Consider the following 3,273-nt stretch of genomic DNA (forward strand, 5'->3'; position numbering starts at 1 on the left):
TGCCTCGACTGTGCCACGATCCTCGTAGAAGCCCACGCCGCGCTCGAACACTGATCCGCCACGGTGGACGACTGCGGTTCCAGCGAATCGGTAGCCCCGTCGGATGAGCGGGTCGACGACATTGATCTCCACCGACGGATTCCTTTCCAGGTTCGCCGACGTGTTCGGCGACGCGATGTCGACGAATACCAGGTGGTCGTCGTCCCATGTCGCAAGGGTTCCCTTCGGCGACAGATTCGGAGTGCCGTCGGCGTTGATCGTGGCGACGAAGCCGAGTCCAGCGTCGACCATTTGGCGCATCTCGTCAGTGAGCACGACGACCGCCCACACGTCGACCGTATGATGCGTCGTTCCGAAACGTCCGGAAAGGGCGCATTGAGCCCCGAGCCCGGATGGTGTCGTCGCCCATCGAGGCCGAGAAAGAGCGGATGTCGGCTTCCACATTCTCATCATCGCGCTCATCGCCGGCAGCGGGAGCGGCTCGCCCAGCGCATCTCGGATCCGACCGAACGTCTGCATGATCTGATCGGGTCTGCTCGATCGGATGTGCCGATCTTTCGCTGCTGGATGTGCGAAACCGACCGAGCGATCTCGAGCGAGTGGCTCCACCACTGGGCTGTGTTCCTCCTTGGACTTGCTATTGCTCGATCTCTGAGCGCGTAAAGGCAGCCTTCAACTCGATCGACTCGGTAGCGAGGTTCTCCCGGCCGCCTTGTTCTCGGTCGATGACGCAAAGTGCTGTGGTTACGACTGCGCCGCGCTCGCGAAGATCCTGGGTCGTCAGAACGACTTGACCGCCGGTCGTGACCACGTCTTCGACCACAAGAAGGCGGCGGCCGTCGACCTCCGGTCCTTCGGCCAGCTTCGCAGTTCCGTACTCCTTGGCCTTCTTCCGAACGAACACGGCGGGCAAGCCCGAGGCAAGTGACAGCGCCGTGCAGATCGGCACCCCACCCAACTCGAGGCCAGCCAACAGCTCGGTGCCGTCGGGAATCAGCGGGACAAGTTCCGCGGCGATTGCGCTCAGAAGTTCAGGGTCGGGTTCGAACTGGTACTTGTCGAAGTACGTGCCCGTCATCGCGCCCGACCGGAGCCGGAACTCGCCATCGAGCTGGGCCACTGATGAAGCCGACGGGCAAGCGAGTCTGAAGCCATTGGGTTGAGTCTGTCTGATCTCGTTGACGTTGACGTCAACGCCTGGCCGAGTGCAGCGCATTCCCGAGCGGATAGCCGAGAGCGGACGTGCCGAACCGTGCGGTCTACCGGCCGTCGTCGTTGTGTTGTTGTGCGCTCTCGACTGCCAGCGGGTGAATGCTTCGCGGAGTTCGGGTCGCGAATGGTTGATCTGGCTGCGCAGACTCAACCACTACCTCTCGACGAACTCGCGACCTGATCGGCACTCGCAAGGTCTGCGTCCCACCTACGTCTGTCGACGATGCGACGACTACTCCGGGAGCCCGGGGGTCGGTCGCCGACCATAGGGTTCTCGATGGTGGATGAGGTTGGACAGGCATACGACGACATGGCCGAGCCGTACATCGATCTCGTCCGCACGACCGAGGTACACGCCCGCGACCTCGCCCTGATCGAGCGGCACCTGACGATCCGACCCGGCACAGTGCTCGACGCTGGCTGCGGGCCCGGTCACCTCACCGCGCATCTGCGGTCACTTGAGGTTGATGCAATCGGGCTCGACGTGGCTCCCAGGTTGATCGATCACGCGCGAGCCACCCATCCAGTCGGCCGGTACGAACTCGCGTCGATCCGTCAACTCCCCCACCCCGACCGCTCCGTCGCCGCCATCCTGGCGTGGTACTCCCTGATACATGTGCCCCCGGACGAACTCGACGCCGTGCTCGTCGAACTACGGCGTGTCATGAATCCGGGAGGCACTCTCGTCGCCGGGTTCTTCGACGGTGACGCAATCGCGCCTTTCGACCACAAGGTCACGACGGCCTACTTCTGGCCTGTCGCCGAATTCTCTGCACGGCTCCTGCGCGCCGGGTTCACCGAGATCGAGCGCGACCAGCGCCCACTCAACTCAGGAACCGGTAACCGCCGACACGCCGCCATCGCGGCAAGGACCACAGGACGGGGCGCCCCCGGCCGCCCCGCCCTAGAGGGTCCGACGAGGATCGGGACCGGCCGAAGCGAACCGCAGTCGTCGAACTCCGATGGAACGAGTGTCGATGTCGTTGTCGCTGCTCGTCAGACGCAACCGGCACCAGCCGACGTGCACCGGACACAGCGAGGACGGTGTTCGGGGCCGCGTTTGGTCTGGGGATGATCTTCTTGGACCGGGACGATCGGCAAGGTCGCGCTGCCAGAGGCTTAGATGGGTTTCGGAGTCGGCGAGAGCAGGGTGTCATGGCTCGTTGCCGCATACGACCGGTATGGCGGCACTGATCATGACGAGCGCAACGGCTGCTGATCGTTGGGGTCGCCGACGGGTCTACATGATCGGATTGTTGAACTTCGGTGTTGCCTCGTGCGTGTGCGTACTGGCCCCGTCTCTCGGTGTGCTGAACATCGCCCGAGGCGTCCAGGGTCTCGCAAGCGGCCGCGGTCAGCGTCACGTCGCTCTCACTCGTGAGCGCCGCGTTCAGCAACTCTGATGAAGGACGCGCGCGATCGGCATCGAGACTTGGGATTCCATCTGGGCTTGACGGCAGCCGGGCCCACTAGCGACGTCGTCGATCAACCACACGAGAGAGCCGCGCCGATCCAGACCACCAGCATCACAGTCCGGCGGCCAGCGGACAGCACCTCTGGTGTCCTGTTGGCTTGATCCGTTGTCGAACTCTGTGCTGGTGCCGGTGGCGCGGTGGCGGCCGACCCCGTTTGCCACTGGGTGATTGAGGTGTTCAAAGGGTCAGATAGTTGTGGACGAGGTGGACGGAGACTGCTCCTTCCCCGACCGCAGACGCCACGCGCTTGAGCGACAGCGCGCGGACGTCGCCGACAGCGAACACCCCGGGCATGCTGGTTTCGTAGATCATCGGGCTGCGTTCCTGCCCCCAACGGTCGGCGTCTTCGAGGGCGGCACCGGTGATGATGAACCCGCGTTCGTCGCGGGCGATCACGGTGTCGAGCCACTCCGTGCGCGGGCGAGCACCGATGAACACGAAGATCGCATCGGCAGCGATCTCGACCTTGCCGCTCGGAGTCTCCAGACCGACCTGTTCGAGCCGGTCGGAGCCATCGACGTGGGTGACCTGGGTTTCGGTCCGCACCGAAATGTTGTCGATGGTGGCGATCTGGTCGACCAGGTAC

At 64.1% G+C, this 3,273-nt stretch carries 4 protein-coding genes; 1 reads left to right on the forward strand and 3 read right to left on the reverse strand.

What is annotated here, in order from left to right; all coding sequences use genetic code 11:
• Together WBV89_RS15950 and pyrE are read right to left on the reverse strand one after the other, a co-directional pair.
• Nucleotides 1-330 (reverse strand): pyridoxamine 5'-phosphate oxidase family protein (locus WBV89_RS15950; RefSeq protein ID WP_423982332.1); only part of this gene is annotated, 330 nt, incomplete at its 3' end.
• Nucleotides 331-637: 307 nt separating this feature from the next.
• Nucleotides 638-1,120, reverse strand: coding sequence for an orotate phosphoribosyltransferase (gene pyrE / locus WBV89_RS15955; RefSeq protein ID WP_423982333.1), 483 nt, complete (start codon nt 1,118-1,120; stop codon nt 638-640).
• A gap of 369 nt (nt 1,121-1,489) precedes the next feature.
• Here pyrE and WBV89_RS15960 point away from each other — a divergent pair, with 369 nt between their 5' ends.
• Nucleotides 1,490-2,287 carry a class I SAM-dependent DNA methyltransferase gene (locus tag WBV89_RS15960; RefSeq protein ID WP_423982334.1) on the forward strand — a complete coding sequence of 266 codons (798 nt, stop codon included), beginning with the start codon at nt 1,490-1,492 and terminating at the stop codon, nt 2,285-2,287.
• Between the two features lie 577 nt (nt 2,288-2,864).
• On the opposite strand, the gene WBV89_RS15965 is transcribed toward WBV89_RS15960, so the two are convergent.
• Nucleotides 2,865-3,273, reverse strand: a 409-nt coding sequence (locus tag WBV89_RS15965; protein WP_423982335.1) for an NAD(P)/FAD-dependent oxidoreductase, incomplete at its 5' end; no start/stop codon positions are given.

Origin of the sequence: Ilumatobacter sp. (assembly GCF_049588435.1) — a bacterium.
GTDB lineage: Bacteria > Actinomycetota > Acidimicrobiia > Acidimicrobiales > Ilumatobacteraceae > Ilumatobacter_A.

What these genes read in the sequence shown, in the direction of transcription:
- WBV89_RS15960 (WP_423982334.1), top strand. Translation starts at nt 1,490, where the DNA reads ATGGTGGATGAGGTTGGACAGGCATACGACGACATGGCCGAGCCGTAC.